The following is a 24,269-nucleotide window of genomic DNA, read 5'->3' as shown; positions in this document are numbered from 1 at the left end:
GAAATTGACATTAATGAAGAAAATGGATTCGTATCGTGTCTATCTTTATACACGTTTTTGGTCGCAGTTCTTATTTACATTCATTTTTACGGTTAACTTGCTGTATCATGTGAAAATTGTGGGTCTTGGTTCGTTGCAGCTTGTTCTGGTCGGTACTGTTTTGGAGGCGGTCGTTTTCCTGTTTGAGATTCCGACTGGGTTTGTCGCGGATTTAAAAAGTCGCAGGCTTTCTGTGATCATCGGGTATTTTTTGATTGGGGCCGGGTTCCTCATTGAGGGCTCGTTTCCTTATTTTGCAGCGGTTTTATTGTCCCAGGTTCTGTGGGGAATTGGCTATACGTTTACAAGCGGTGCGCATCAAGCGTGGATTGCAGATGAAATTGGAGAAGATCGTGCTCCAGAGGCGTTTGTCAACGGTGCAAAGGCTGGCACACTCGGAGAAGTGATTGCGATTCCTTTAAGTATGTTGATCGGTTACTTTTTCATGATCAATCTTCCTATCATCATTGGCGGGCTATGCATGGTGGGATTGGCTGTCTTTTTGCTCCTATTTATGAAAGAAGAGAATTTCAAGCCTGCGGAACATGAAAATACATCAACATGGAACACGCTGAAAAGTAATATGCACGAGATGATCAATTATACAAAGACCAGTTACCTTATGCGTATTCTCTTCATGATTGCCTTGTTTTTTGGGTTATACAGTGAAGGCTTTGACCGGCTATGGATTTCACACTTTCTTGAAGAGACTCGTCTTGCATACATGACGGATGGGAATTTGGTCGTCCTGATCGGAAGCATTCAGTTTATCGTCATGCTCCTTTCATTTATCGGCCTTCATTTTATCAGCCGGAGTTCTCTCCATCATCAGTTAAACACCATTTATGTATCCTTGCTGATTGGATGTGTTCTGATTATCACTTCGCTGACTGGTTTTGCTCTTTCGGCTGGAATCATCAGTTTGCTGTGCTTTTATCTGATCATCCAGGGTACAAGGTCAGTTATGGCACCTCTTGAGGATACATGGCTGAATAAAATCATTCCTGATTCCTCGACACGCGCGACTTTCTTTTCGGTGAAAGGCCAGGTTGATGCGATTGGCCAGATAAGCGGAGGACCGGCTATTGGATTGATTGCCGCCAACTACTCTATTAAAATAGCCATGATGGCAAGTGCCATTCTTTTAACACCTGTCATCTGCTTATATAAACTAGCAATCAAAAAATCTCGAGAATGACGTCACTCTCGAGATTTTTCTTTAACCGGGATATGAATTTCCATATACACTTTTTTATAATCCCAATAATGGCAATGCTCGTCATAAAATTCAAAGTCGAATCCCTCATCATCCACTTCATAGGATGAGTGCGGAAACCAATCCTCCAGTATGTATCTCCACGTCCCTTTAATGGCGGCGGCGAATTGTTCAACCTCAACCAAAGGCGTCCGGAAGATAGCGTAAACAGCCTCGGGGATTTGTACAGCTGTTAATCCGTCCGGTAAGTCTTTTTCATCGTCATAGTCTACAGCAAATATATAACGGCACCTGTCTTCCTCCAGGCTGCGGCTCAAATTAAGACAATACTCTCCATGCTTCTTCGGCGCCAACACATTGTATAAGTACGTTTCAATCGAACCATCAGTCAAACCCTCCTGCTCCCAGAAGGCAGGAACATTTCTATTAGCAGGGGCATTGTCTATACTGAATATTTTTCCGGCGACATGAAAAGCATTACGCCGGACAATCTGAGGCTGCAGGACAATTCCGCCCGTGTTCTTTGCGTGAAGGCTCATAAGATCCAGTTTTTGAGGCAGTGAAGTCGGACAATGCTCCTTATAAAGACTAGGCGGACTTCCAAAGCACTTTTTGAACGCTTTTGTAAATCCAGAATGTGTTTCAAACCCGTAGTCCAGTGCAATTTCGATGATTTTTTTCCCATTCACTAATTCATACAATGCAAACTGGAGCTTCCTTTTCACCACATAATCCATCAATGTATAACCCGTTTGTTTATAAAAAATCCGCGAAAAATGATACGGAGAATACCCAACCATTCTTGCCAGCTCTTCTGCACTAAGTTCCTCTTTAATATGATCCTCTATATAATCAATCACACGTTGAAGTAAAAGTAACTGTTGAATCTTCCTCACCACTTTACGGTTGGTCTTTGTCTTCTCCATTACAATTTTACATAAGTTTTGGGATACTTGGAATAATGAGACGACCTAACAGTTTCAATTGTCACCATTTCTCATCTCCAAATATGACACAGTGTCACATTTTAAATTGACATATGACAGCGTGTCATATATTATTTAAATATAATATGACACGCTGTCACATCATAGAACCGAGGTGATCACATGCCAAAGCAAACATTTTTCAATTTACCAGAACATAAACAGAAGAAACTGCTTGAATCTGCAGAAGTCGAGTTCATCAGGGTCCCATTTTTTGAAGCTTCAATAGCAAATATTATTAAAACGGCTGGTATATCGAGAGGGAGTTTTTATCAATATTTCCAGGACAAAGATGATTTATATTTCTATTTATTAGAAAGTAAAATAAAAATGGCCAAAATTTACTTCAGCGGATTATTGGAAAAACATAAAGGAGATTTGATTGAAGCGCTGATTGAACTTCAAAATTACTTTTTATATGCATTATCAGATGAGGAAGAAAAGCAATTTTTAAAAAATGCCCTGCTCTACACAACCCATAGAGTAGAGAGCTCCTTCACAAGTATTTGGGATACCTATCTAGAACACGAGGAATTCAAGAAGATCGGGGAACTCATTAATAGAGATCAGCTGAATATCAGTACAGAAAAAGAGCTGTTACAAATTTTTAAAATAGTCTCTGCACTGGCCTTTAACAATCTTATCGAAAAAACAGTAAAAGGCTTATCTGATGAAGAGGCAATGGAATCCTTCAAACTTAGCATGCGCTTACTAAAACAAGGGATATACAAGCAAAACCTATAATGACATCGTACGGAGGTGTAAGTAAAATGACTGTAATGCTATATGGATTAGGATGCAGATCAACAAAGAAAGCAAGAAAATGGATGATTAACAACCAGATTCCTTTTGTAGAGAGGGATATGATGGAGGAGCCTTTAACGGTTCATGAACTTCAGGAACTCTTACAATTGACAACTGATGGTACCGATGACATTCTCTCTAAGCGGTCCCTTCCTTATAAAACTATGGATATAGATTTTGATAGCCTTTCTTTACTCGAATTACTGAAAATTATCCATCAACATCCAAGGTTGCTTAAAAGCCCTTTGATCGTTGAAAACAAAAAGCTTCAAGTTGGTTATAACGAGGAGGAAATCAGGCAGTTTCTTCCGAGAAAGGTTCGTAAGTTTCAGTGGCTGAAATGGAAAATGGAACACTTGCAGCCTTTAGAAGGTTAACTTTTTTCAGAATGGATGACCTGCTTATTACAGTCCTCCCTGTTATTGTAATAGCAGGGAAGTGAATTTCACCGCAAGGAGTAGCCAACAATGAATGAATTGACTCAACAGTATAGAATAAATCCCAAACAAATGAGGAACGAGCTAAAAAGGTTTTCTTTAGTCTATAAATTTGCACTGGATGAAATGAATACGAAAATAAATATCTTAAAAGAAGAATTTATCCATATCCATGATTACAATCCAATCGAACATTGTAATTCAAGGCTAAAGTCACCAGAGAGTATCATGAAAAAAGTGCACAGGAAGAACCTCAACTTTTCGATGGAATCGATCCGGGAGAATATAAAAGATATCGCCGGAATCCGGATTATTTGTCCTTTCATCACAGACGTTTATAAAATAGGTGAGATGATCGAAAAGCAGAAGGATATCGAGTTGGTTGAACATATCAAGAATCCAAAACCCAACGGTTATCAGAGCCTTCATCTGATTATTAAAATCCCTGTTTTCATGTCTGACAGAGTGGAAATGGTATTTGTGGAATTGCAGATACGAACTATAGCCATGGATTTCTGGGCCAGTCTTGAGCACAAAATATATTATAAATATGATAAGGACATCCCTGAAAGAATTAAAAAGGATCTTAAGGATGCAGCCCTTTCAGCTGCTGAACTGGATTTGAAAATGGAGAGCATCAATAACGAAGTGGTTAATTTAAAAGCGAAAGATCAGGATGATGACCTTCAAATTTTGAATGAAGCTCTCAATAGTCAAAAGACAAATATTCAGTCAGTCCTTAATGCATTTTTAGTGAATGTTCCTAATGAATTAAAGAAGTAGTCCGATTTAATCCCGCGAAGGTGTAATCAATTCCAGAGCTTTTCGTCATGATATTATAAACTTCCTGGGACATGAGAACCGCCCTCCCATGTCCCACGCATACACTTTAACTACTCCAGAGCTTGCTTAAAATAGCTCACAAAAAAAGCGACTTTTGCTTTTCATGATTGCACTATTTTACAATTCATGAAAAGAAAAACCGCTCCATATTCCTATTATTAAAATTTCTCACCATACCACTTAGCGGCTGCTTCAACTTCCTCCCGGGTCAATTGATGCCCTCTATTCTCCCAGTGAATCTCTGCATTCGCACCCGCTTGTTCCAGCAGCGATTGCAGTTCTTCGGATTCCTGCGGCGGGCAGATTGGATCGTTCGTTCCGGCCGCAATGAATACAGGCGTTCCTTTCAGGTCCGGCAGGTCGATTCCTCGTCTCGGTACCATTGGGTGATGAAGAATTGCACCTTTCAAGGCTTTTTGATAGTGAAAAAGCAGGCTTGCTGCGATATTCGCTCCATTTGAATAGCCGACGGCAATCACATTATTGCGATCGAAGCCGTACTTTTCTGCCGCTTCATCCAGGAATTCATTCAATTCCTTTGTTCGGAAAAAGAGGTCCTGTTCGTCAAAAACACCTTCTGCCAGTCTGCGGAAGAATCTTGGCATTCCGTTTTCAAGTACATTACCACGGACACTTAAGACAGATGCTTCATCATCAATCATACCGGCAAGAGGCAGCAGATCCAGTTCATTGCCTCCTGTACCGTGGAGCAATAATAATGTTGGTTTTGTCGGGACTGTTCCCTTGTTGAATACATGTTTCATTTTTTATCTCCCTCCATAAGAAAAGCGCAAGCACCAGCACATTCTCGAATTGCATTTTTTCTTTCTTATCCCAGAACACGAGCTTCCACCTTTGGCAGCATGCTTTCCAATTCTTCTCTTTTTGACTCCAGCCATGATGGCAGCATCAATCTTTCACCTAGTGTATCCATTGGCTCATCGACTGTAAAGCCGGGTGAATCGGTCGCTATTTCAAAAAGAATCCCTCCACCTTCATGAAAATACAAGGCTTTGAAGTAGTTACGGTCCAGAATTTCTGTTGGATAATAGCCTTTTTCAACTAGAAGCTCTCTCCACCTTTTATGATCCTCTTCATCCTTCGCTCTCCAGGCAATATGGTGGACGGTGCCGGCTCCCATCAACCCACGGACGGATGGAGTCAGCTTGATATCGATCGTATTGCCAATCTCTGCTTCAGATTTGAACCTTAAGAAGCTTTCTTCCTGGCCAATGTTTTCTAGTCCGAGTATATCCTCCAGGACTTCTGCTGTTTTATAAGGCTGTGACGAAATCAAAATGGCTCCGCCAAATCCTTTGATCGCAACATCAGGAGTTACTCCTCCGAAGCTCCAGGCATTGACTGGCCCCTCGTTGCGTTCGACCAGCTCGATTTCAAGCCCGTCAGGATCCTGGAACTGCAGATAGCTTTCACCATACCTGACATTCTGAATGAACCTGACTCCAAATCGTTTAAATCGGTCCTTCCAAAAGGGGATGGAACCAATCGGGATGACGTAACTGGTCACACCGACCTGGCCGGTTCCTATTCGGCCTTTCAACTGGTTCGCCCATGGAAAAAAGGTGATAGCGGTGCCCGGATCCCCTGATTCATTGCCAAAATAGAGATGGTACACTTCCGGACGGTCAAAGTTGATCGTTTTTTTAACCAGCCTCATGCCAAGTACCCCGGCATAAAAATCGATATTCCTTTGAGCATCATTTACCATCGCGGTAATATGGTGGATTCCTGATGTTTTCTGCATTCCTCCTCACCCTTTCTTCTATGGGGACTACTTCGGCCTTTGTATTTCAAACACCTCTCCGATTTTCGCGTAATGGTTACCAGCAAGCCGGCTTACAGCAGCCAATCCTTCGGCGTCGATTCTTCCATTCTCATAAATGCCTTTTTCTATATGGTACTGAACAACCTTTCCAATGATGAAATCACAGCCGGGAGTTTCTTCTCCTCCTAATTCCAGTGTATGCTCAAGTACGCATTCCATCCTGACTTTGGCTTCCTTAACACCAGGCACCGCAACCTTCACGCTGTCAGCCGGAGTTAAATTGGCCAGCTGCACTTCACTTTCGTCAGGAGCAAGGCTCGCGGCAGTCTGGTTTATTTTATCAACATTATGCTCATCAACAATATGGACAACAAACTCTCTGGATTCCAGGATGTTCCTCGCTGTATCCTTCTGATTCCCGCCTGACCGCTGGATGGATAAAGAAATCATAGGCGGATTGGATGAGACGATATTGAAGTAGCTGAATGGCGCTCCATTCAATACCCCATCCTTCGACCTTGTCGTAACGAAGGCAATCGGCCTGGGGATGATGCTTCCTATCAGGAATTTGTAATTATCCCTTTCGGAAAGCCTGGCAGGGTCAAACGAAAGCATAGCCATCATCCTTTCTTTTTAGATTCAATCCAGCACTCTGACTTCAATCGGAATTAACCCTCTTTCAATCTGTCCGCGATACTGCTCATATCGTTCCGGCAGCATCAATTTTTTACCCATTGTTTTCTGTGTTTCATCATGCGCAAATCCCGGAGGATCTGTTGCGATCTCAAACAGGATTTCACCATGTTCTCTAAAATAAATCGCATTAAAATAATTCCGATCCTTAACCGGGGTGACACCATAGCCATTGTCTGCCACGTATTTCTGCCAATCCAGCTGATCCTTGTCATCAACCGCTCTCCAGGCAATATGATGAACCGTTCCAACACCCATCACACCGCGTCCAATCGGTGTCAACTTCAAATCAATGACATTTCCGATTTCTGCTGTTGAGCGGAAGCGGATGAAATCTCCTTCTTTGCCTACAAGATTAAGGCCCATTACTTTTTCCAGAAGTTCAGCGGTTTTTTCTGGCCTGGCGGATAATAATGTTGCACCGCCAAATCCTTTAATCGCAACTTCAGGTGTTACCTCACCAAAGCTCCAATCATTGGCTGCTCCTTCTTCTCTTTCCACGATTTCCAGATGAAGCCCATGAGGATCATCAAATTCTAAATAATGTTCTCCAAAACGGTCCATCGTTGTGTAGGCTATATTGAACTTTTCCAACCGGTTTTTCCAAAAATCCATCGCCCCCGCAGGAACCACATAGGAAGTCACTCCTACCTGGCCGTCACCGACGACTCCCTGGCTTGCTCCTGCCCATGGAAAGAAAGTGATGATGGTACCCGGCTTTCCGCCTTCGTTTCCGAAATAAAGGTGATAGGTTTGGGGATCATCAAAATTGACCGTTTGCTTCACCATGCGCAGTCCCAATACACCAGCGTAGAAATCAACGTTTTCCTGCGGATGGCCAACAATTGCCGTGATATGGTGAATTCCCATTGTCTTTTTGCTCATTCTTCCTCACCTCTCTAGTAAAAATCTTGACTCCAAGATAAATTAGAATAAAATAGCGTCTATTGCATATTTACCAGGACCAATCAGCGCCAGCCCAACCGCTACAGCGATCAACGTTAAGTTATATTCATATCCATTTGAAGTGGACCACAAACCGTTTGGTGCATGCACTTTGACAATTGCCATCAGCATCGTTCCTGCGATCATAAGGGCTGCCAGCGGCGTTAAAAGTCCTACAGCTAATAATATTCCCCCGAGAAATTCTGCTAATCCCGCCAAAAGTGCCATCGTTACACCCGGTTTCATGCCAATCGAATCGAACCAGCCTCCTGTTCCCTTTATTCCATAACCGCCGAACCAGCCAAACAACTTTTGCGCACCATGTCCGATAAATAAAATTCCAATTACCAATCGTATGATTAATAAACCTAAATCCATCATTTTAAAATTCCTCCTGTAATTATCTTGAATTCAAGATATATAATTTTAAAAAAAATTTAACATTTTTTTGCCCGGTGACCGATTCTTTTTAAGAGAGATATGGTCTGATTGATCTCGTCGGCATCCAATTCGGCAAAAACATTGCTCATTTCCACTTCATGCTGCGGGAAAATTTCATCCATCAATTCTTTTCCCTCGTTTGTCATCACCGCATAGGTGACGCGGCGATCCTCTGGGCAGCCCCTGCGTTTCACATAGTTTTTTTGCTCTAGTTTATCGATAACATAAGTAATGCTGCCGCTTGAAATAAGAACCTTTTTTCCAATCACCTGAATAGGCTGTTCGCCTCTATGGTACAAAATCTCCAACACAGAGAATTCCGTAGGATTCAATCCATACTTTGCCGCATCTTTCCGGATCACTTCCTGTATTGCCTGTGCGGCACGAATGATTACTGTAACAGCTTTTAACTCATTTTTTGGCAGTTCCATTTCCATTACTCCTTGTCAATGGTCATGCTGGATCCAACGAATCCAGCATGACCACTAAGGTTTGAACCGATTTATGCGGTTGGGTTCACTTCTAATTCCACTTTGATTTTGATGTCTTTCCCTACAAGGACACCGCCTGTTTCAAGTGCAGCATTCCAGGTAAGGCCAAATTCTTCACGGTTGATTTTCGCTTCCGCTTCGAAACCGTAAACTTCTACACCCCATGGGTTTGTGCCTTTGCCGCCGAATTCAACATCAAACGTTACTGGCTTCGATACATCCTTGATTGTAAGGTCACCAGTTACTTTATAATCATCACCATCTTTTGTGATGTTCGTAGATTTGAAATCGATTGTCGGGTTATTCTCGACATCGAAGAAGTCTGCTGATTTCAAGTGATTATCGCGATCTTCATTGCGTGTGTCGATGCTTGCCACATCAATCTTGAATGCGATTGATGCTGTTGTTAAATCTGTCAGATCTGCTGCTTCAACATCTGCAGTGTAAGATTCAAATTGACCTTTCACCTTTGACACCATCATGTGTTTTACTTCAAATCCAATTGCTGAGTGAGATTGGTCCACTGTCCATTTTGCCATTTTAAAATTCCTCCTAGTATTATCTTTAATTCGAGATATAATTTTAAAAAAATATCTTTAATTAATTTATTTTTAATTCGAGATAAAATTTATCATGAATGCTGTCACTGTGTCAATACATAATTTCAAGTCGACCAGATTGCTTTCTTCCTATTCCTGGCTTGTTCGGTTCGTAATTTTTTCGGAGTTACATCTGCTCCTTCAGGGTCTACAACCGTTGTATTCAGCAGCAACTCTTGCATCGATCCGCGGAAGATTTCCAGATACATTTTCCGTAACCTGTTCATTTCCTCCATTTCAATCTCTGTTAAACCTTCATTCTTTTTTTTATGCGCAAGTTCATTTATCCTTTTTAAAATATCCAGCATACCAATCCCTCCTTTTTGAAAAATATCTTGAAATTAAATATCTTGAATTAAAGATAAATGATTTTTTGATTTTTGTCAACACCCATTAAAATTCTTAGTACTCACCATCAGGAAATACTTCTTCAATTATTTAATTTCTTTTTATGAAAAGAATGCCTGCAGGAACGTTCACTACTCATTCCACTTTACTAACGTATACGGTTATGAAGTTAATTCACAACCATCATAATAAGTATTTTTTTGTACTGCACCCCAAAAGTTAGAGTGAAATTTAACTTTTGGGGTGTTTTTTGTGGTCAAATATAGCGAAGGATTTAAATTAAAGTTAGTTAAAGAGTATCTAAGTGGGAAATCAGGTTATAAATTTTTAGCTAAAAAGTATGGCATGAAGGACAGTACACCAATTCTGAGATGGGTCAAATCCTATGAGAAATTCGGAGAGGAAGGATTAAGAAGAAAGAGAAATAAAACAGTTTATTCTGTTCAATTCAAGCTAGAAGTATTAAGCTTTATGAAGAGAACAGGTTCTTCAGAAACGGAAACGGCCCTCAAATTTGGGTTAAAGAATCCTCCTTTGATAGCCTCATGGAAGAAAGCTTTTCTTGAGGGTGGTACTGAAGCCCTAGATAGACTGAAAGGACGGTCATCCATGTCTGAAAAAGCTAAGAATAAAAAAAGTAAACATATCGAAGAGAAAGAAATGACATATGAAGAAAAATTAGAACGGGAAAACGAACTTCTTCGGTTAGAGGTAGAATACTTAAAAAAGTTGCGAGCTTTTCAGATGGATCCGGAAGGCTATCTCGAAAAGCACAAGCAGCGTTATCATTCGAACTCAAAGAAACCTTCAAACTAAAAGATGTGTTACTGGTAGTTGGCATGCCTGAATCCTCGTACCATTATCATATAAAAATGATGAAGAGGGCAAATCCAAACCAGCAGCTGGAGGAAACTATCCAATCCATTTTCGAAGAAAATAACGGAAATTATGGTTATCGACGCATCAAATTAGAATTGAAGAATACTGGGGTAAAGGTGAACCACAAGAAGGTCTATCGCATCATGAATAAACTTGGACTCCAATGCGAAAAGTTCAGTAGGAAATCTAGAAAGTACAGTTCTTACAATGGAGTTGTTGGAACTATTGCCAAAAACCGTATTAATCGTCGTTTTCACACAAACGTGTGCCATCAAAAATTGACAACAGATATTACAGAATTTAAGTGTTCAGACGGTGTGAAACTATACCTTAATCCAATTATGGACATGTTCAATGGTGAAATTCTTTCGTATGGGATGAGTATGCGCCCTACCTTAGAATTAGCGCTCAGACCTCTCGAGGAAGCACTAGAAATTGTCAAAGATTCAAAGTTCAGAACTACTGTACATTCCGATCAAGGTTGGCATTATCAACATAATAAATGGGTTAAAACGCTCAAGGAACATAAGGTATTCCAAAGTATGTCGCGAAAAGGGAACTGTTTGGATAATTCCCCCATGGAGAACTTTTTTGGATTAATGAAACAGGAAATGTATTATGGGGAAGCGCTATGCCCATTTGAGGATTTAAAAAAGAGAATTGAAGAATATGTCAATTATTATAATAACAAACGCATAAAGCAAAAATTGGCCGGCATGAGCCCGGTTCAATACCGTATTCATACCAGCCAATTAGCTGCTTAATATAAAACTCTAACTTTTAGGGGTCACATCATTTTTCCATTGCTTTTATTGTTAAATTTGGCCATTTGTAATACGTTGTAACTCAATTTTATCCACTCAGCAGTTCGATCATGATTTATGTAGTTATTGAAAATCCTATATAAATGATGCAAGTAAAAAAATGAAACTTATCCATATACAAAGAGGTGAATAGAAGGCGGTATCTCTTTTGGCAAATGTAGTATGTTTGATTTTCTTGAAAAAACCCACATATTTTCCTTCCCCGATAGCACGCAGCAAGAATACAATTCCTCCAGATATACAAAGCCATTTTGACAGTGTGGAGGGTTTGATGGCTGTGAAAAAATCTATTTGAACCAATAGAAGGATAGATGCAAAAAAGCATAGTAAGCCGATAAAAAGTGTGCCTAACATTCTTGGCTGTAAAACTGGTGATTCGCGGTCATCTTTAGTCGGCAGGGCCATACTTACTCCCCAACTTCCGCCAAATGCCCAAAAAAAGTGTAACATACCAATAAATATAAATATTAGAGACGTTATTCCTATTAAGCTATTTATCAATCTCCCACCCCTTCTGTTTTTATCGTCCTTCGTCATACCCTCATTATTATACTTAATTTTCCAGCATCTTAGCACTCTTTTCACAAGGTATCTGAAATCAAAAGTAAAGAGGATAGACTTCTGTCTATCCTCTTGTCCTCGTTATTAAATATAAGTGACGAGATTCTACGCCTTATGGATCTTTACTTTATCTTCATTATCTTTACGGATTTTTTGCACCAGCTCAGTTACTTTCTCATTTTCTTTTTCTGAGACAACTTGCTGCTCGAGCTGTGGTTTAATCTTATCAAGTGCTTCGACCTCTTGCTTTTGGCTTTCAGCCTGCTGCTTGTACTGGTCATACATGGCCTGGATTTCCTGGTCGGTTGCTTCTACCTTGCCAATCTTGCTTTCCAGATAAGTGTTGACCGTCATTTGCTTTTTCAGCTGACTCTTAAGATCCTTCTCGGTCATTTTATTCTTTTTCAATGCTTCTTTAAATTGTTTTTCATCTTCGAAGTTAGCTTTGATCTTTTCCATCTCTGCATCAACTTCTTTTTGTTTTACGGAAACGCCGTCTTTCTCAGCTGTCTGGAGAAGAAGCTCCGCATTGATCATTTGGTCCAGAACGGACTTTTCGAGTTGATCCTTCATCTTTTTATCCATCTGGTCAGCCGGCATGCCCTGCTGTTCATAAGTTGCTTTCATGGCGTCGAGCTCTTTCTTGTATTCCTTCTTAGAAATGCCTTTCCCGTCAACTGTAGCAACTAAATCTTCTTTATTTTGTTTCTCAGCATTCCCTTTCGAGCTATCTTTGCTGCATGCGCCAAGCACAAGGACTGCTATGCTTAATAAAAGAATGCCTGTAAAAATTCGCTTCATCATAAACAAACTCCCCTTTCACCCAACATGTCCGTCATACTACCATAGTTCTCGAATGAATTGGAGATTTTAAGGGAAATGTTATCAGATTGTAATATAGCAAACGATAAAATTCTCCCAAAAGCTGCTCATTCAAGCGATTCTATTATAACACAGCCAATCGTTAACCTTACCAATTGAATAAAGGATGGTTCCACTGATATTTACACCCGCAAAAAAAACTAAAAAACATAGTTTGGCATGAATAAGTGGGTAAACACATCAGAATGTTTATTGGCATCCTCCGAGGCTAAATATAGTTATACACTTGTATGGTGCGGAATAGTATCAAAAAAATGCTTTAGCGAAAGCGGGGATGAGGATGGGGCGGTTATTATTGGTTCTGATTGCGACGGTGCTCGTGGTGCTGGTCAATGCACTTGCAAATACATTGCCGATCAACGGGCAGACGACAGGCGAGATATCGAATAGACTGGATGTGCTGTTTACTCCGGCTGGTTATGTTTTTGGCATCTGGGGTGTGATCTATTTTTTATTGTTCATTTGGACATTCAGGCAGTTCCCCTCTTCAAGACGTGATTTGCCGCTGTACGGAAAGTCCACTCCGCTTTATGTGCTGAGTTCTGTCCTTAATATTGCCTGGATACTTTTATGGCATTACGAGTTTTTCCTTCTGACAGTGCTTGTGATGATTGGTTTGCTGTTGACTCTGATCAGGCTTTATCATCTTATCAAAAATATAGAACACTCTTTTGGGGATATCCTTCCCTTCTCTGTTTACCTCGGGTGGATCAGTGTCGCCACAATTGCCAATATCAGCTATTACTTGAAGTACGTCGGCTGGAATGGATTTGGTATATCGGATGTTGCCTGGACGCTGATCATGCTAGTAATTGCTGCACTCCTGGCTATTTATTTTCACCAAAAAAATGAGGATCGCATCTATCCGCTGGTATTCGTCTGGGCCTTTGTTGGAATCGGTGTAAAAAACGCTGCCACTCACCCGACAGTCAGCACCACTTCTTATATCCTGTCCGCCATAATCCTGATAACGATTATTGTTGGGATGTATAGGAAGCACTGATCTTTCTCCTTATATTGTGACAAAAGGACGGTTCTGCTCTTAAAAGCTGGAACCGTCAACATTACTTTATATTTTTAATGTTACTTCGCCTGTCAGCCTCTCACTCACTATCATCTTGTCTTTCTGTATTTCTTCTTTTCCAGTTTTTCGGGTTAATGGCCTTTCTAATTTTTCCAGCTGCTTCTTTGCCGACCATTAAAGCACCAATCCAGAATAAAACCTCTGCCATGACCAGGCTGCTTGTAATGCTAATTGCTTTTACCTTACCAGTAAGAGGCAAAAAGGGAATCCCCAGGGGAAGGACCCAAATGATGAAAGATACAATGATCAAGATCATTCCTATTCTATATATTAAAGGCTTGGCTGTTCTCGATTCTGTCTGCATCCGTACCTCCAGTCTGGCGTAATTCTTCTATCATTCCATTATGGAGTAATTTTTTCTATTCATCATCCAATTCGGCTTATGACTTTGTCTTTTCGGCCAAAAGTAGTAACTCGCTGTTTCAATAGCTGTCTCAATACAGCGAAAAGGCTCTTCGTTTGTGGGCCCCGGGTGATAGACTATCCCTTCATTGCATGTTATCTCCAGGAAATACAAGCAACCTCATTTAGAAACTCAACGAGATCTTTGCAGTTCAGTACTTAAACGAAACAAATCAATTCACTAAAAGAGACAGAGGGTACTCTGTCTCTTTAAATTACAGTCTCCCTATTACAGGAATACTGAACTAACCAATACACTTCTAATACAACTCTACTATTCCCCTTTTATAAGCTTATCCCTATCCGCGAACATTGGCGGCTGTTCAAGCCAGCCTCTTTCAATAATCATTTGCGCTCCATCTTCTGAATAGGTTAAAGCCCTCAGGATAAAACTGCTGTAAAGTGCCCCTACATCCCTTCTCATACACATAGACAATGCTAATCCATAAGCAGCTACCCCCAATTGGAAAAGGATGCCTACCACGAAGAGCATCAGCTGGTCAGAATATGGCGGATTTGTAGATTCAGTGACGATTGCATCCCATGTCATCGAATTGGGGACATCACTCTCCATCAGAACATGATGGGTCTCCCGCAAGATTTTATCGGAGAGCTGTATGCCTGAATGGAAATAAGATTTCAATTCACGTTCCTGTGCGACCTGGGCAAAACCTATTAGGGTGGACTTCCCAAGTTCATTATGAAGAGAAGTCATATATAGATGATTGACCTCATTCCCCAGAAGCGGGCGTTTTTTACCCAACCAGCCTGTCAGGAAGTTTTGCTTATCCACAAATTCTGCCTTTTTCGGATAATTCATATATGGAGGCCGTATGTATACTCCCTTTTTCTTCATGAGCGTAGTAATTTCTCGGTTAAGTTCCAATGCCTGGCCGTGAAACTTTTCAAAAAGGGACCGGATATCATCTCTGGCCGAAGTGGCAATAGCATTAGAATGGCTCGACAAACCAAACTTGCTCATATGCTGCATGTACTCCATGAAAAAAATATCAGAAAACAGCCGCGGGGCAGATAGATTCACATGCTTTTCGACCGGAAATCCCTCTGGCCTGGCGATTCCCTCCTGCTCATAGATCCTGCTAATATCACTTAGATGAGAGTCCGCAACCTCTATGGTAAATTCAAGGAGTGGTTTGACTTCAGAATCTTCAACGGTTTTAAGAAAATGAGTCAAGATACATTTGACCACACTATCATTTATATAGGTATCCCATAGGTTCGATATCTCCGCACAGGATAAATGAACCTTTTGATGTGAAGCGTCCAAGTGATCTCCTCCAGAAATCTTCAAGATTTTATAAATAGTTTCTGCTAAATGTTCCCTAAAAATGCATACAGGTTTCGGGGCATGGGGCGGTTCACTTATGCCCCTAAAAAGTGAACAGGCAGAAGACCTGGAATCTTCCAGGTCTTCTCCAATAGTCTATTTCCTATTATGCTTTTTTAGATATTCAAGAGCTCTTAATAGATCCCTAAGATTATCAAGATCTTCCTCATCACAATCATCGTGGTCATGGTGATCGCATTGGTCATCGTCTGTCTGATCTGTATCACAACAGAAACGGAACAGTTTGTTTACGTTAATATATCCTGTACAGTTCCCCTCAGGATTTCCCTGGCATCTGATCGATACTCTTTGCACATCTTCTGCAATCACACCAGTAGAACCGCCAGGCGGTATTACTCGTTCAATAGTACTTCCATTCCTGAACTGAATAATCGCCGTCATCGAACATGGAGCAGGAGTATAGCTGTTAATATTCACCTGAAAAATCCCGCTGGTTGAAGTTAAATCGTCAAAATATGTTTGTGTCGTACCGTTGCATGGCTGGAAAATGGATATACCAACAGACCTAGATTGCGGATCCGTGCAGTTAACATTAAAAGTGCCCTTAAGATCGCTGCAATTATTATGTTTTTCTCTCATTTTTTCATATCCTTTCATTTGTTTTATTCCTTGAATCCTTGATTTATTCATCCGTACAGCAGAATCGGAAGGTCTTATATACATATAAAGATCCCGAGCAGTTACCAGTAGGGTTTCCCTGGCACCGAATAGAGACTCTTCTCAAATTATCCACATATAAATCGACCTGTCTTGTTACATTCCGCTCAACAGTTGTGCCATTAGCCAATTCTAGAATGACTGTCATCGTACAGGCTGACGGCAAAGATCGTATCTATAAACCTCAACAATATAAAACCCTTCCGTATCTGTAATATCTTCAAATAACATCCTAGTTGTCCCATCACAAGGCTGGTTTATCGCAATGCCCACTGAACGAGTGACGGGATCGGTGCAGTTACAGTTGTAATTGCCCTGGAGGTCATTGCAATCTCTGTTTGGATTCTCGTTTTTTCCCAAAGCTAATCCACCTTTCCATTTATTAAATTCGGAGCGAATGAACCCTGCCTAATACAGCCTCATCATCTCCGCTTTTGATTTTTTGTTCTGACCGTTCCTCCCGCCTTGCTAAAACTAAGAGATGTGGCATTGCCAGCAGTATTACTGGCTTTGATATCTTGATTCATCTCGACTCTGGCCGTCTGCCCTGCTTCACTTGAATGACCGTCATCTCGTAACTTTGCTGTTTGGCTTGAATCTGCCTGGCCACTCGGGCCATTACAACCGCAGTCTTCCATCACTTCTTGATTTTCGTAAGTAATTAATCGATTGAGAAATTGGTACGCCGGATGAAACATTATTTGTTCTTCTTTGATTTGGAGTATTTGTTCATAAGCTGCTCTTGCTGCCTGATCCATTTCTCCCATCCGTCTTAATAAGTCCTGATAGATCTGGTCTTCCTGCAGCAGCCTTTGTAACAGAAGCTCTCCAACCGTATTGAGATCTGTCCCGGTATCAACGAGACGAGCTATATCATGCATATTTTCCTGTAAAAAGTAGTTTCGTAAAGAGTTGATTTGGAAATTGTCCAATAGTATCCCTCCCTTTGGAGTTTTCTCATTATAATATGCCGGACAACTACAAACCGCTTGGTCTAAAACACTAAAAGAATAATAGTTCCTCATAGACTGATATCTTATTTCTTTAAAAGAGCCCAGCGTAAAACACGGAGGTGCTTCGTCCCGCTAAGCACCTCTATGAACTGCGTAAATTCACAAATAAAAAAAGAACTGGTCTCCGGCTCCTTATTGCAGGAATTCAAGACAAGTTCTTTCCAAGTTCTTTTAGATGAGGAGAAGCAGATTTATAAGCAATTCCTCATAATGCGCTTTGAAAATCTTTAAATCTTCCTGCACCAACCCACTTCAACTTTCCTTGCACCAACAAGCATAGGGAATTCTTTTGAAAAAGATGACCCCTCTATTACCGAGGAGTCATCTTGAATAACCTATTTAAAATGCTGCTGTCCAGCCGCCATCCACTGTTATAACCCTTCCATTCACAAAACTGGATTCATCTGATGCAAGGAACAGAGCTGCTTGCGCAATCTCTTCCGGCTGTCCGGCACGTGGTGTTAAGGAGTGAGTCAAGCCTGCACGTGACATTCCGAATTCATTGATGTTTTTCATGCTTGACCCAATATTGGTTTCGACCGCTCCAGGTGCGATGGCATTGCATCTGATTCCTTTTTGCGCATACATGAAGCCGGTATTCTTTGTCAATCCGATAACGGCATGCTTGGATGCGCCGTATGCTGCGCCGGCATGGGCGCCGCTGAAACCGCCGGTGGATGCTACATTGATGATGATGCCTTTTTCTTTTTCAAGGAAAATAGGGATCGCTTTTCGCATTGCGCGCATGACTCCCTTAGTATTTACCTCAAAAATCTGATCCCATCTTTCGTCGGAAATATCACCAACTGGTTCAAATCCATCCATGATCCCAGCGTTATTCACCAAAATATCCAGCGTCCCATACTCTCTCAATGCAGTGTCAATCATATTTTCCACATCCGCCAGTTCGGCAACATTTACTTTTAACGCATTTGCAGTGCCTCCTTTTTCCGTAATCCCTGCCGCCACATCCTCAGCACCTGCCAGATTGTAGTCAGCAACAACAACCTTCGCCCCTTCTCGAGCATATAGTTCTGCAATAGCCTTTCCCATCCCCGATGCTGCACCAGTTACAATCGCTACTTTTCCTTCTAATTTCATCTTGATTCCCTCCACTTTGTTAATCCACAAAATTTCCTACTACTTTATTTTAAACTTGTTTGGGGGCTTACACCGTACTGTTTTGTGAATATTTAGTTAATTAGGAAGAGTAAGTGTGCTAGGCTTTCTAATCAAATGACCCTAAAAAAGTTCGGCATTTAACCTTTCACATACTCAAGCATTCAGTATGTGGACTACCAGGTTTTCTATTAGTTCAGTCCATACTCCATTAAGATAATTACAAAAATTGTCTATTTTTGTGATAAAATGGTATGGAAAATATTAACTTGTTGGGGGATATGGATATGTACAATGCAGGCGTACTAGGTATTGGAGTGAACATCCCGGAAACAGTCATCACGAACAAAGTAATTGCAGAACAGTTCGGCATTACAGAAGAAGAGATTTATAGAAAGACTGGTATTATCGAGAGACGCTATGAATCTCCTGATACTTCACTCGCGGATATGTGTGTAATTGCGGGTAAGCGGGCAATTGAAAATGCCCGAATCAGTTCAGAAGAAATCGATATGGTCATCATCGGGACAAACACTCATGATACCCACATCACCGCAGCGCTCGTACAAGACAGGATCGGCGCTGTACAATGCGCGGGTCTGGACCTTCATTCAGGATGCTCCAGTTTTATCACAGCCTTAGCGACTGGGGCACAGTTTGTCCAAACAGGCCTATACCAAAACGTATTGGTCATTGCGGTTGATAAATGTTCCTCCCTCTTGAATCCAATGGACAAGAAGACCGCGCTGCTGTTCTCTGATGGAGCTGCGGCTGTTGTTTTGGGACGGGCAGGAAAAGACAAAGGAATTCTTGGGATCAATATGCAGATGGATGGAAGCGGTGGCAAGTACCTTCATCTCGATGAAAACAAAAATATCAAAATGGATGGAAGGGCTGTTTTTGAATTCGCTGTCGATAAGTTTCCTAAAGCGGTGCATAAAGTGCTCGAGGTATCGGGTTTGGAGATGTCAGATGTCGATTTCATCGTCCCCCATCAATCCAATCTGCGTATAATTGAAAAAGGAATCGAGACACTTGGATTCCCGATGGAAAAAGTACATACGAAAACAATTCAATATTACGGAAATTCCTCAGCGCCAACAGTAGCAATAGGCCTTCACGAGGAAGTGAAGGAAGGAAAAATAAAGGACGGAGATTTAGTCGTTTTAGTCGGATATGGTGCAGGACTTGGCTGGGGAGCCATCGCCCTTCGCTGGGGAAGATAAAAGAATTGTATAACCACTCACGCCCATAAAATTTGTATAAACAAGTTTCACATTTTTATATTTTTTATAAACTGAAATGTAGAAATATTGTGATTTGGGAGTGAAAAAAAAATGAATGAAGAACTTCAAAGCTTGTTTAATGATTTAATTCAGCTGGAGCATGTCTCTTCAACATTATATCTTGCTATGTCTGCTTATATGGCCCAGCAGAATTATACAGGTATGGCACATTGGTTAAGATTGCAGTCGGATGAAGAGAGAACCCATATGATGACCTTGGTTGACTTTGTCACGAATCGCGATGGCACTGTTCAAATAAAAAGCATTCCGGAACAGCCAGGTAGCTTTGGCACTCCGCTTGAGACGTTTCAAAAAGTATTAAGCCACGAACAGTTTGTTACGAATACTTACCGCCAGGCTTATAATTTTGCTAATCAGGTCGACCCTCAGGCCGGTTTGATCATCCAGGACCTTTTAAGGGAACAGATCGACGAAGAAGCACAAGCGAAAACCATTATTGATCGTCTTAGACTTGCGGGAAATAACCCATCTGCAATTTTACTGATCGATCAAGAGTTGGGAGCACGGACAAATGCAGCAGCAGCTCCAGCTGCAGGCTGATCCTATCAAATTCAGTTGGCTGATGCGCTTCCTCGTAAAAAGGCAAAGGGCCTTCCCCTTTGCCTTTTTGGTGTTCGGATAGGATAGGTCCCTTGCTTTGTATCCGTTTTTTTAGACATCAGGCACCCTGTCCCCTTACTGTCCTTTCTTTATGATCGCTGATCGGTCTTCCATCTGCGGCGGCTCTTCAAACCAGCCTTGTTTGATTTTAATTTTGACGCCTTCCTGAGCATAGAAATACACATCTTTAGCGAGCATGATCGATTTCATGGAAATATCGTTCCTTAAGCTGAAAAATGCTCCGCTCCCTGCACCAACCAGTCCAAATCCATTAAGGATATAAATGCAATGCATCATCATTTTATCTGAGAATGGCGGAACAGTAGAGGTAGTTACGGTCCCTCCAGGTGACTCTATCGGTGTGATGTCGCTGTCAAGAAGGATCTTCTCCATCATTCTGATTTGCTTTTTAGCAAGCTCTTTTCCCTGCAGAAAATACTGTTTTACCTCTTTGTTCTGTGCACATTGGGCAAAGCCTGTGATCAGCTTCATGCCAATATTGTTTGACTCAAGATTATGGTGAAGGATTCCGATTTCAAGGTCATTCAGGACTCTTTTGTCACCGAACAACTTCATGCCCTTCATATACTTTTTACTCTCGATAAATTCAACGTTTTTTGGCATGGTTACTTTTGGCGGCACGGATAGCAGTCCTTTTTCCAGCAGATACTTGGTGGAAAGCTTATAAATTTTCTGGGTCACTGTCGTAAGTCCCTCGTAAATCGCCATCACTTTGATGTCGTATGCCATATTCATATTCAAAGTATATAGACCCATGCTAATCTGCTTTAAGACACGGACGAACATGATATCAAATCCATTGTCATATAGTTTAGGAGCTTCGATATTCACATCATCGGACTTGAACCCCACAGGTTTTACCATCCCTTGCTCGTCAAAAACCTTTTCCATTTCTTTCACATAAAAATCAAGCTCCTGCCACAGCCCTCCCAACAGGTTCCTCGACTCCTGATCGTCTGCCTTTTGGATGAAATACTCCAAAAATCGCATGATTAAAGTCTTCTCCTGGTACGTCTGCCACAGTGTCCCTATTTCAGATGAGCTAATTGGATTTGTCAGGATCATAAAATCAACTTCCTTTCACCATTCCGTCCACGGATATTCTCCTTTTTCTATAAAGTCCCCCATCCAAAGAAAAGAATCCCATTTACAAGAAAAAGTTGAATGCTTGAGCTGGCGGGATCCAGGAATCCGTTCCAAGAACAAAAAAAGCATCCCGAAGGACACTTAAATCTATATGACGATTTTTCGTTTAACGTCCTTTCAATCAAAAGAGGCGGAATACATCAAAACGAAAGTTCCCCAAGGAAAATGCCAATTCCCTATCTTTAATCAAACGTTTGATTAAAAAGAAATGCAGGGTTCACACCGCCCATTTTTTGTGTGAACCAAATAATTCATAAAAATCCACCATAGCCCCGACTCTATCACTGCCTCGAAAATTTTGCATTCTTGGTGCTTTTGCACACGAACGGCACCCTTATGTTGCTGGGTTTGCCTTCATAAGGGTCCATTTAGCTTCCATCAGCACCCTTATGTTGCTGGGTTTGTCTTCATAAGGGTCCATTTAGCTTCGATCGGCACCCTTATGTCGCTGGGTTTCCTTCATAAGGATCCATTTCGGCTCCATCGGCACCCTTATGTCGCTGGGTTTGCCTTCATAAGGGTCCATTTAGCTTCCATCGGCACCCTTATGTCGCTGGGTTTGTCTTCATAAGGGTCCATTTCGGCTCCATCGGCACCCTTATGTCGTTGAGTGTGACCTCATAAGGATCCATTTAGCTTCGATCGGCACCCTTATGTAGCTTGGTTTGTCTTCATAAGGCTCCATTTAGGCTCCAACAACACCCTTATGTTGCTGGGTTTGTCTTCATAAGGGTCCATTTCGGCTCCATCGGCACCCTTATGTCGCTAGGGTTGCCTTCATAAGGGTCCATTTCGGCTCGATCGGCACCCTTATGTCGCTGAGTGTGACTTCATAAGGGTCCATTTAGCTTCCATCGGCACCCTTATGTCGCTGGGGTTTCCTTCATAAGGGTTCATTTCGGCTCCATCGGCACCCTTATGTCGCTGAGTGTGACTTCATAAGGGTCCATTCAGGTTCTATCGGCACCCTTATGTTGCTGGGTTTGCCTTCATAAGGGTCCATTTAGCTTCGATCGGCACCCTTATGTGGCTGGGTTTGTCTTCATAAGGGTCCATTTAGCTTCCATCGGCACCCTTATGTCGTTGGGGTTGCTTTCATAAGGGTCCATTTCGGCTCCATCGGCACCCTTATGTCGTTGAGTGTGACCTCATAAGGGTCCATTTCGGCTCCAACAACACCCTTATGTTGCTGGGTTTGCCTTCATAAGGGTCCATTTTGACTCCATCGGCACCCTTATGTCGCTGGGTTTGTCTTCATAAGGGGCCATTTAGGTTCCAACGGCACCCTTATGTCGCTGGGTTTGTCTTCATAAGGGTCCATTTCGGCTCCATCGGCACCCTTATGTCGTTGAGTGTGACCTCATAAGGGTCCATTTAGCTTCCATCGGCACCCTTATGTCGTTGAGTGTGACCTCATAAGGGTCCATTTAGCTTCCATCGGCACCCTTATGTCGCTGGGTTTGTCTTCATAAGGGTCCATTTCGGCTCCATCGGCACCCTTATGTCGCTGGGTTTGTCTTCATAAGGGTCCATTTAGCTTCGATCGGCACCCTTATGTCGCTGGGGTTGCCTTCATAAGGGTCCATTTCGGCTCCATCGGCACCCTTATGTCGCTAGGTGTGCCTTCATAAGGGTCCATTTAGCTTCGATCGGCACCCTTATATTGCTGGGTTTGCCTTCATAAGGATCCATTTCGGCTCCATCGGCACCCTTATGTCGCTGAGTGTGACTTCATAAGGGTCCATTTTGACTCGATCCGCACCCTTATGTGGCTAGGGTGGTTTTTATAAGGGTCCATTCTCTTGGATTCCTAATTTATCTCATGAAAACCTCGTATAAAATAACTATAAGTAACAATAGAGCTATAGAAAGTGACCGAGAGTTATACATAAATAAAAAGCATCCCGAAGGATACTTAATCATATATTCTAAGTGGTTCAATGTTGATTTTGAGAACGATGGTTCCAGGGTCATGAACCATATTTATTTTGTCTACCATATACTCTTTTTGATTGATCGTTACTGTATTACTCGCCCTTAAAGCTGCAATATAATTCTCCCAGTGCTTTACATTGGCACTTAAGAGACATTTGTTTTTTAGATAATAATCTACTCTGTTAGGAACGTTACCCAACCCTACACCCCCTTTAGAGAGAGTGTATGAACGGTGGCTTCCAATGATGACAAGCTGTTTATTGTTTCCCATGTAAAGCCTATACTAAGCCCTTATAAAAACTAGTTGCCTGCCAATTTACTAACAAGTTATGATATTCCTAATTTAATAGCACTTTTTGGAAGGTTGAGGGTTAGTTGATGAATATTAGAGTTGACGATCTAACAGGTACGGAAGTTATTGCTTTAATTGGCGAGCATTTGCATGGGATGACGCTGCACTCCCCGCCTGAGAGCATCCATGCACTGGGGCTGGAGGCTTTGCAAAAACCGGATATCACCTTCTGGACAGCATGGGAAAATGACCACCTGATGGGCTGCGGCGCTTTAAAGGAACTGGACAGCCAGCATGGTGAATTGAAATCAATGAGGACGGCAGAATCCCATCTTAGGAAAGGCGTCGCACAGGCCTTACTTGAGCATATCATGAAAGAGGCCAAGTCTCGCGGCTATAAAAAGCTGAGCCTGGAGACTGGATCAATGGAGGCGTTCCTGCCGGCGAGAAGGCTTTATGGAAAATACGGATTCGATTACTGCGGGCCGTTCGCTGACTATGTGGAAGACCCTAATAGCGTCTTTATGACAAAAGAATTATAAAGCAGTAT

At 41.7% G+C, this 24,269-nt stretch carries 28 protein-coding genes; 10 read left to right on the top strand and 18 right to left on the bottom strand.

Features of this window, described 5'->3' with window-relative positions; genetic code table 11:
• Positions 1-13: 13 nt before the first annotated feature.
• On the top strand, positions 14-1,237 hold the full coding sequence (locus B5X77_RS02445; protein WP_257391732.1) for an MFS transporter: 1,224 nt from the start codon (positions 14-16) through the stop codon (positions 1,235-1,237).
• A 2-nt stretch (positions 1,238-1,239) separates the two neighbouring features.
• Here the strand turns inward: B5X77_RS02445 and B5X77_RS02440 are convergent, their stop codons facing one another.
• Positions 1,240-2,181 (bottom strand): AraC family transcriptional regulator, encoded by a 942-nt coding sequence (locus B5X77_RS02440; protein ID WP_079504762.1) that lies wholly within the window; start codon positions 2,179-2,181, stop codon positions 1,240-1,242.
• A 183-nt stretch (positions 2,182-2,364) separates the two neighbouring features.
• Here B5X77_RS02440 and B5X77_RS02435 point away from each other — a divergent pair, with 183 nt between their 5' ends.
• The 3 genes from B5X77_RS02435 to B5X77_RS02425 all read left to right on the top strand — a co-directional run bounded on the left by B5X77_RS02435 (position 2,365) and on the right by B5X77_RS02425 (position 4,265).
• A complete protein-coding gene (locus B5X77_RS02435) occupies positions 2,365-2,985 on the top strand; it encodes a TetR/AcrR family transcriptional regulator (protein WP_079504760.1) in 621 nt (206 codons plus the stop codon).
• A 26-nt stretch (positions 2,986-3,011) separates the two neighbouring features.
• Positions 3,012-3,422 carry a transcriptional regulator Spx gene (spx, locus tag B5X77_RS02430; protein ID WP_079504758.1) on the top strand — a complete coding sequence of 137 codons (411 nt, stop codon included), beginning with the start codon at positions 3,012-3,014 and terminating at the stop codon, positions 3,420-3,422.
• 90 nt (positions 3,423-3,512) lie between these two features.
• The gene (locus B5X77_RS02425) at positions 3,513-4,265 is read left to right on the top strand and encodes a GTP pyrophosphokinase (protein ID WP_079504756.1); all 753 of its coding nucleotides are present in this window, start codon (positions 3,513-3,515) and stop codon (positions 4,263-4,265) included.
• A 218-nt stretch (positions 4,266-4,483) separates the two neighbouring features.
• On the opposite strand, the gene B5X77_RS02420 is transcribed toward B5X77_RS02425, so the two are convergent.
• From B5X77_RS02420 to B5X77_RS02385, 8 genes are all read right to left on the bottom strand, one after another.
• The gene (locus B5X77_RS02420) at positions 4,484-5,089 is read right to left on the bottom strand and encodes an alpha/beta hydrolase (protein WP_079504754.1); all 606 of its coding nucleotides are present in this window, start codon (positions 5,087-5,089) and stop codon (positions 4,484-4,486) included.
• A gap of 65 nt (positions 5,090-5,154) precedes the next feature.
• Complete coding sequence (locus B5X77_RS02415; RefSeq protein ID WP_079504752.1) at positions 5,155-6,090, bottom strand: ring-cleaving dioxygenase; 936 nt, start codon at positions 6,088-6,090, stop codon at positions 5,155-5,157.
• A gap of 27 nt (positions 6,091-6,117) precedes the next feature.
• On the bottom strand, positions 6,118-6,726 hold the full coding sequence (locus tag B5X77_RS02410) for a flavin reductase family protein (protein WP_079504750.1): 609 nt from the start codon (positions 6,724-6,726) through the stop codon (positions 6,118-6,120).
• Positions 6,727-6,750: 24 nt separating this feature from the next.
• The gene (locus tag B5X77_RS02405; protein ID WP_079504748.1) at positions 6,751-7,689 is read right to left on the bottom strand and encodes a ring-cleaving dioxygenase; all 939 of its coding nucleotides are present in this window, start codon (positions 7,687-7,689) and stop codon (positions 6,751-6,753) included.
• 42 nt (positions 7,690-7,731) lie between these two features.
• Positions 7,732-8,130: a DoxX family protein gene (locus B5X77_RS02400; RefSeq protein WP_079504746.1), complete on the bottom strand. Its 399-nt coding sequence runs from the start codon at positions 8,128-8,130 to the stop codon at positions 7,732-7,734.
• Positions 8,131-8,186: 56 nt separating this feature from the next.
• Positions 8,187-8,621, bottom strand: a complete 435-nt coding sequence (locus B5X77_RS02395) for a MarR family winged helix-turn-helix transcriptional regulator (RefSeq protein ID WP_079504744.1) — start codon at positions 8,619-8,621, stop codon at positions 8,187-8,189.
• Between the two features lie 71 nt (positions 8,622-8,692).
• Complete coding sequence (locus tag B5X77_RS02390; protein WP_079504742.1) at positions 8,693-9,220, bottom strand: YceI family protein; 528 nt, start codon at positions 9,218-9,220, stop codon at positions 8,693-8,695.
• A gap of 125 nt (positions 9,221-9,345) precedes the next feature.
• Positions 9,346-9,588, bottom strand: a complete 243-nt coding sequence (locus tag B5X77_RS02385) for a DUF896 domain-containing protein (RefSeq protein WP_079504740.1) — start codon at positions 9,586-9,588, stop codon at positions 9,346-9,348.
• A gap of 283 nt (positions 9,589-9,871) precedes the next feature.
• Between B5X77_RS02385 and B5X77_RS02380 the strand changes: the two genes are divergently transcribed.
• Both B5X77_RS02380 and B5X77_RS02375 read left to right on the top strand, forming a co-directional pair.
• Positions 9,872-10,444: a helix-turn-helix domain-containing protein gene (locus B5X77_RS02380; RefSeq protein WP_139378283.1), complete on the top strand. Its 573-nt coding sequence runs from the start codon at positions 9,872-9,874 to the stop codon at positions 10,442-10,444.
• Positions 10,345-11,271 (top strand): IS3 family transposase, encoded by a 927-nt coding sequence (locus tag B5X77_RS02375; RefSeq protein ID WP_257391731.1) that lies wholly within the window; start codon positions 10,345-10,347, stop codon positions 11,269-11,271. The genes B5X77_RS02380 and B5X77_RS02375 overlap by 100 nt, the downstream gene beginning before the upstream one ends.
• Before the next feature lie 135 nt (positions 11,272-11,406).
• Here B5X77_RS02375 and B5X77_RS02370 read toward each other — a convergent pair whose 3' ends face one another.
• Positions 11,407-11,832 carry a DUF3995 domain-containing protein gene (locus tag B5X77_RS02370; protein ID WP_176167209.1) on the bottom strand — a complete coding sequence of 142 codons (426 nt, stop codon included), beginning with the start codon at positions 11,830-11,832 and terminating at the stop codon, positions 11,407-11,409.
• 165 nt (positions 11,833-11,997) lie between these two features.
• On the bottom strand, positions 11,998-12,696 hold the full coding sequence (locus tag B5X77_RS02365) for a SurA N-terminal domain-containing protein (RefSeq protein ID WP_079504732.1): 699 nt from the start codon (positions 12,694-12,696) through the stop codon (positions 11,998-12,000).
• 358 nt (positions 12,697-13,054) lie between these two features.
• Here B5X77_RS02365 and B5X77_RS02360 point away from each other — a divergent pair, with 358 nt between their 5' ends.
• Positions 13,055-13,777 (top strand): TspO/MBR family protein, encoded by a 723-nt coding sequence (locus B5X77_RS02360; RefSeq protein WP_079504730.1) that lies wholly within the window; start codon positions 13,055-13,057, stop codon positions 13,775-13,777.
• A 100-nt stretch (positions 13,778-13,877) separates the two neighbouring features.
• Here the strand turns inward: B5X77_RS02360 and B5X77_RS02355 are convergent, their stop codons facing one another.
• The 5 genes from B5X77_RS02355 to B5X77_RS02330 form a co-directional block, all read right to left on the bottom strand.
• Positions 13,878-14,162, bottom strand: coding sequence for a transporter suffix domain-containing protein (locus B5X77_RS02355; protein WP_257391694.1), 285 nt, complete (start codon positions 14,160-14,162; stop codon positions 13,878-13,880).
• 372 nt (positions 14,163-14,534) lie between these two features.
• Positions 14,535-15,548: a DUF3231 family protein gene (locus B5X77_RS02350; protein ID WP_079504728.1), complete on the bottom strand. Its 1,014-nt coding sequence runs from the start codon at positions 15,546-15,548 to the stop codon at positions 14,535-14,537.
• 156 nt (positions 15,549-15,704) lie between these two features.
• Positions 15,705-16,208 carry a hypothetical protein gene (locus tag B5X77_RS02345; RefSeq protein ID WP_139378281.1) on the bottom strand — a complete coding sequence of 168 codons (504 nt, stop codon included), beginning with the start codon at positions 16,206-16,208 and terminating at the stop codon, positions 15,705-15,707.
• Positions 16,209-16,708: 500 nt separating this feature from the next.
• A complete protein-coding gene (locus B5X77_RS02335; protein ID WP_079504722.1) occupies positions 16,709-17,218 on the bottom strand; it encodes a hypothetical protein in 510 nt (169 codons plus the stop codon).
• 420 nt (positions 17,219-17,638) lie between these two features.
• Entirely contained in the window at positions 17,639-18,400 is a 762-nt protein-coding gene (locus B5X77_RS02330) for an SDR family oxidoreductase (RefSeq protein ID WP_079504720.1), read from the bottom strand.
• Between the two features lie 305 nt (positions 18,401-18,705).
• Here B5X77_RS02330 and B5X77_RS02325 point away from each other — a divergent pair, with 305 nt between their 5' ends.
• Positions 18,706-19,644 (top strand): 3-oxoacyl-ACP synthase III family protein, encoded by a 939-nt coding sequence (locus B5X77_RS02325; RefSeq protein WP_079504718.1) that lies wholly within the window; start codon positions 18,706-18,708, stop codon positions 19,642-19,644.
• A 111-nt stretch (positions 19,645-19,755) separates the two neighbouring features.
• Positions 19,756-20,265, top strand: a complete 510-nt coding sequence (locus B5X77_RS02320; protein ID WP_079504716.1) for a ferritin — start codon at positions 19,756-19,758, stop codon at positions 20,263-20,265.
• 135 nt (positions 20,266-20,400) lie between these two features.
• On the opposite strand, the gene B5X77_RS02315 is transcribed toward B5X77_RS02320, so the two are convergent.
• Together B5X77_RS02315 and B5X77_RS02310 are read right to left on the bottom strand one after the other, a co-directional pair.
• Complete coding sequence (locus B5X77_RS02315) at positions 20,401-21,411, bottom strand: DUF3231 family protein (protein WP_079504714.1); 1,011 nt, start codon at positions 21,409-21,411, stop codon at positions 20,401-20,403.
• A 1,996-nt stretch (positions 21,412-23,407) separates the two neighbouring features.
• Positions 23,408-23,626 carry a hypothetical protein gene (locus tag B5X77_RS02310; RefSeq protein WP_079504712.1) on the bottom strand — a complete coding sequence of 73 codons (219 nt, stop codon included), beginning with the start codon at positions 23,624-23,626 and terminating at the stop codon, positions 23,408-23,410.
• Between the two features lie 179 nt (positions 23,627-23,805).
• Here B5X77_RS02310 and B5X77_RS02305 point away from each other — a divergent pair, with 179 nt between their 5' ends.
• Positions 23,806-24,261 (top strand): GNAT family N-acetyltransferase, encoded by a 456-nt coding sequence (locus tag B5X77_RS02305; protein ID WP_079504710.1) that lies wholly within the window; start codon positions 23,806-23,808, stop codon positions 24,259-24,261.
• The last annotated feature ends 8 nt before the right edge of the window (positions 24,262-24,269 follow it).

This window comes from Mesobacillus jeotgali, assembly GCF_900166585.1.
Lineage (GTDB): Bacteria > Bacillota > Bacilli > Bacillales > Cytobacillaceae > Mesobacillus > Mesobacillus jeotgali_A.
This window is presented reverse-complemented; position numbering and strand designations above follow the sequence as displayed.

Excerpts from the sequence above, each read along its gene's own strand:
- B5X77_RS02445 (WP_257391732.1), top strand. The coding sequence starts at position 14 with ATGAAGAAAATGGATTCGTATCGTGTCTATCTTTATACACGTTTTTGG.
- B5X77_RS02440 (WP_079504762.1), bottom strand. The coding sequence starts at position 2,181 with ATGGAGAAGACAAAGACCAACCGTAAAGTGGTGAGGAAGATTCAACAG.
- B5X77_RS02435 (WP_079504760.1), top strand. The coding sequence starts at position 2,365 with ATGCCAAAGCAAACATTTTTCAATTTACCAGAACATAAACAGAAGAAA.
- spx (WP_079504758.1), top strand. The coding sequence starts at position 3,012 with ATGACTGTAATGCTATATGGATTAGGATGCAGATCAACAAAGAAAGCA.
- B5X77_RS02425 (WP_079504756.1), top strand. The coding sequence starts at position 3,513 with ATGAATGAATTGACTCAACAGTATAGAATAAATCCCAAACAAATGAGG.
- B5X77_RS02420 (WP_079504754.1), bottom strand. The coding sequence starts at position 5,089 with ATGAAACATGTATTCAACAAGGGAACAGTCCCGACAAAACCAACATTA.
- B5X77_RS02415 (WP_079504752.1), bottom strand. The coding sequence starts at position 6,090 with ATGCAGAAAACATCAGGAATCCACCATATTACCGCGATGGTAAATGAT.
- B5X77_RS02410 (WP_079504750.1), bottom strand. The coding sequence starts at position 6,726 with ATGCTTTCGTTTGACCCTGCCAGGCTTTCCGAAAGGGATAATTACAAA.
- B5X77_RS02405 (WP_079504748.1), bottom strand. The coding sequence starts at position 7,689 with ATGAGCAAAAAGACAATGGGAATTCACCATATCACGGCAATTGTTGGC.
- B5X77_RS02400 (WP_079504746.1), bottom strand. The coding sequence starts at position 8,130 with ATGATGGATTTAGGTTTATTAATCATACGATTGGTAATTGGAATTTTA.
- B5X77_RS02395 (WP_079504744.1), bottom strand. The coding sequence starts at position 8,621 with ATGGAACTGCCAAAAAATGAGTTAAAAGCTGTTACAGTAATCATTCGT.
- B5X77_RS02390 (WP_079504742.1), bottom strand. The coding sequence starts at position 9,220 with ATGGCAAAATGGACAGTGGACCAATCTCACTCAGCAATTGGATTTGAA.
- B5X77_RS02385 (WP_079504740.1), bottom strand. The coding sequence starts at position 9,588 with ATGCTGGATATTTTAAAAAGGATAAATGAACTTGCGCATAAAAAAAAG.
- B5X77_RS02365 (WP_079504732.1), bottom strand. The coding sequence starts at position 12,696 with ATGATGAAGCGAATTTTTACAGGCATTCTTTTATTAAGCATAGCAGTC.
- B5X77_RS02360 (WP_079504730.1), top strand. The coding sequence starts at position 13,055 with ATGGGGCGGTTATTATTGGTTCTGATTGCGACGGTGCTCGTGGTGCTG.
- B5X77_RS02355 (WP_257391694.1), bottom strand. The coding sequence starts at position 14,162 with ATGCAGACAGAATCGAGAACAGCCAAGCCTTTAATATATAGAATAGGA.
- B5X77_RS02345 (WP_139378281.1), bottom strand. The coding sequence starts at position 16,208 with ATGAGAGAAAAACATAATAATTGCAGCGATCTTAAGGGCACTTTTAAT.
- B5X77_RS02330 (WP_079504720.1), bottom strand. The coding sequence starts at position 18,400 with ATGAAATTAGAAGGAAAAGTAGCGATTGTAACTGGTGCAGCATCGGGG.
- B5X77_RS02325 (WP_079504718.1), top strand. The coding sequence starts at position 18,706 with ATGTACAATGCAGGCGTACTAGGTATTGGAGTGAACATCCCGGAAACA.
- B5X77_RS02320 (WP_079504716.1), top strand. The coding sequence starts at position 19,756 with ATGAATGAAGAACTTCAAAGCTTGTTTAATGATTTAATTCAGCTGGAG.
- B5X77_RS02315 (WP_079504714.1), bottom strand. The coding sequence starts at position 21,411 with ATGATCCTGACAAATCCAATTAGCTCATCTGAAATAGGGACACTGTGG.
- B5X77_RS02305 (WP_079504710.1), top strand. The coding sequence starts at position 23,806 with ATGAATATTAGAGTTGACGATCTAACAGGTACGGAAGTTATTGCTTTA.